Here is a 3,147-nt window from a genome sequence, read left to right on the forward strand (position 1 = left end):
AAGGCCTGCATCTCTTGGTGCGCCACCGGCGAATTTACAAAAAAAGCGCTTTGCCGTCAAATGGAAAAGCTCCTCCTCTCCGAACCCGGCGGCTCGACAGGACGGCCCACCTCACTTGAGCCGCAGCGGAAAGTAGAGCCTGAACTCGGTACCCGCCTGCGAATCGCTTTCCACCTCGATCCAGCCGCCGTGCGCTTCGATGAGTCTCTTGGTGACTGCCAGGCCCAGGCCACTTCCGGAAGGCTTGGTGGTGTAGAAGGGCTCGAACACCCGCTGGAGGTCGCCGTCTATGCCACAGCCGTTGTCGTGCACCGAGATGCGCACGGCTGCTCCGCGTCGACTTTCAGCAGTGGTTGCTGCCACGGTGACGCGCCCGCCCCGTTGACTGGCCTGCAGGCTGTTGAGCAACAGGTTGAGGAGCATCTGCTGCAGCGCGTCCTGATCGAACGGAAAGGCGGGCAGCCCCTCGTCAATTTGGGCCAGCAAGGATATGCCCTCCTTCTCGAACTCCGGTCGCAAGCGCTCGACGGTTCGCGCGATCACCTCCTGGGCGCGCTGGTGCTCCACCGCAAGCCTTGGCCCTCTGGAGAGAACCAAGAAGTTGTCCACCAGACGGTTGAGTCGTGCCACTTCCTGCGGGATAAAATCGAATAACTCGTCGCGCTGCTCGGGTGGGCAGTAGCGCTGGCGAAGGACATCCGCCGTGGTCTTGATGATGCCTAAGGGGTTGCGGATTTCATGGGCGACGGTGGCAGCCATTTGCCCCATGGTGGCCAGGCGTTCGGCCTGGCGCAAAGAAGCCTCTGTTCGCAGCAAAAGTGCCAGCGACCAGAGGAGAAAGATCGTCAGGAGGAGCAAGAGGGCCCCGCTTGCCGCCAGGCCAAGCAGCCGGGCGCGATCGTAGAGGCTGAGGAGCTCGAAAAAGTCAGCGCTTGCCTCGGCTGACAGCACGGCGACAACATCACCCCCCACGTCGTGCAGGGGCGCGTAGGCGATCTTGAAACGGTTGGTGCCCAGCGAGCGCAGCGGCCCAACGGTTTCCTCGCCCCTCCATGCCCGCACCACCCATTGGCTGTCGGCGCGCAGGTAGTGTAGAGGCTCTCCGGCGCCAACATAGGGCTGCGAGCTGGCCACGATGCGATAGTCGGCGTCGATGATGTGCACGGCCTGCAACTGGGCGTCGCGGCGCAGACGCAGCAACTCGAGCGCCAGCAGCGTGCGATCTTCACCGCTGAGGTAGTCGATGCCCTGCCGTTCCAACGAGCGGCTGGCCAGGCGCGCCACCGTTTCCAATCGCTTGCCCAGCTCACCGTCCAGGTAGCGCGTCATCCGTTTGACAAAGAGCCAACTGGCAGCATTGAGCCCGATGAGCACCAGGAGCGTGGCGCCTAACACCGCGGCGACGAACATGCGCCGTCGGCGGACGGTGGACTGCTGCACGCCGCTGAGCTCGCTCAGAGGCGAGGTGTGCGCGGCATTCTCTCGCCAAACAGAGCGAGCCATTCCGCCATTTCCTCCTCACTGAGCTCGCGGCCGAACTTGTGATCGGCAAGGTCTTCGCCGCGCGGCCGCTTGTCCATCCTCTTGAGGAACTGCGCGGGCGACAGTACCGACGTGCCGCGCTCTCGTGCCACATCCCCCAGGCGTCGGTCGGCACTCACCAGGGTCACACTGCGGGGGTGTGCCTCGTTATGCAGCAGATGTTCGATGAGCGAGTCGGCGGTCTGCGGTGGACGCGAAAAGAGCACGCGTACCCCCGGCGGGGCCGCTCGCGCATCTTCCACCGGGTGCACCTGCGCGCCATCGAACACGACCACCAGCTCGAGGTTGCGATTGCTTACGTAAGAGCAAAGCCGTTGCAGGAGGGCAATGCGCGCGCTGCCAAGGTCCTGCTTCAGTCGCGCCGCAAGGTCGGGCACTGCATGAATCATGTTGTAGCCGTCAATGATGACCTTTGGCCTGGCCATGAGTGGTCTCTCCGCCCATGTCTTGCTCGGCGTGGTAAGCCTGGCGCAGGCGATGTTCCTGCGTCCGGGACAGGTCGATGATGTGCACCACGCGCCAGCCTTGGCGCACCAGCTCTTCGGCGATGAAGCGGCGGTGGCAGCGGAAGAAGAGCGCTTCCGAACACATCACCGCGGTGGGCAGCCCGTCGGCCAAAGTCTTCAGTTCCGCCAGCGCCGCGCCAAACTCTGGTGTCTGGACGTAGCCCTGGTAGCCGCCGCTGCGGAAACCACCCAAGCCCTCGCCCAGCCACCGATAGTCGATCCCCGCCGCAGATAGTGTCGCGGCAAGGGCCTCGCGGTCGAAATGCGGAAAGGCCCGCGAGGTCGGAAAGCGACGGACATCCACCAGGCGTCGGATGCCGTGGGCCCGCAGCCGCGCCAGAAACTCCTCCAGGCTTAAGGAGGAGTGGCCGACCGTGTACACGGTGGGTCTGGTTGCTGCAGCTTGCTGCAGCGCGTGCGCCGCTGCCGCCAGCACATCGTCCACTTGGATGGCCGCCATGCAGCGAAGCTCGTCGCAAAAGTCGCGATGACAGCGGCTACAGTCAAGCTCTTTGTGCACGACATAGTGCCCCGCTGCCGGCGAGTAGGGGAACCAGATCTCCGGCTCTCCAGGGCCAAAGATGCCCACTGTCGGCGTGCCCAGAGCCGGACCCAAATGGAGGATGCCGCAGTCGTTGGCGACCAACACCTGGCAACGCTTCACCACGGCCATCACTTGCCGGATGGACAAGACCTCCAGCAGCACGGCCTCGGGTGCCACCCGTGCCACACGCCCGACGATTTCCTCTTCGCCCGGACCTGTGGTGAGAAGCACCCGCACGCCCAATTCCGTGCCCATGCGTTTGGCCAGTTCCCCGAACCGCTCGGCAAACCAGCGCTTGGCCGGCCACGAGGCTCCTGCATGCACCACTGCCAACCGCTCGCTTGCGCTAATCCCTTTTTCGTGCAAGTGGTTCGCGGCCCAGGCATCTTCCGCAGGCGAGGTGGCCAAGTGCGTCTCCAAACCCGCTGGGGCCACGCCGAGCGGGCGGAGTGCTTCCAGGTGAAACTCTATGGCGTTCTTCGGCCGGGCATCGCGCCGCACGATGTCTGTGTACAGCAGCCGACGCCCCCGGTAGTCAAAACCGACACGCTGGCG

General features: G+C 64.4%; 3 protein-coding genes. All 3 read right to left on the reverse strand.

Features of this window, described 5'->3' with window-relative positions; all coding sequences use genetic code 11:
- Positions 1 to 111 precede the first annotated feature (111 nt).
- Positions 112 to 1,503: a hypothetical protein gene (locus H5U38_12100; GenBank protein MBC7187765.1), complete on the reverse strand. Its 1,392-nt coding sequence runs from the start codon at positions 1,501 to 1,503 to the stop codon at positions 112 to 114.
- Entirely contained in the window at positions 1,455 to 1,967 is a 513-nt protein-coding gene (locus H5U38_12105) for an NYN domain-containing protein (protein MBC7187766.1), read from the reverse strand. Before H5U38_12105 ends, H5U38_12100 begins: the two co-directional genes overlap by 49 nt.
- Positions 1,942 to 3,147: DUF488 family protein (locus H5U38_12110; protein ID MBC7187767.1), on the reverse strand; the 1,206-nt coding region annotated here is incomplete at its 5' end. The genes H5U38_12105 and H5U38_12110, both read right to left, overlap by 26 nt.

The organism is Calditrichota bacterium (assembly GCA_014359355.1).
Lineage (GTDB): Bacteria > Zhuqueibacterota > Zhuqueibacteria > JANLFK01 > Oleimicrobiaceae > Oleimicrobium.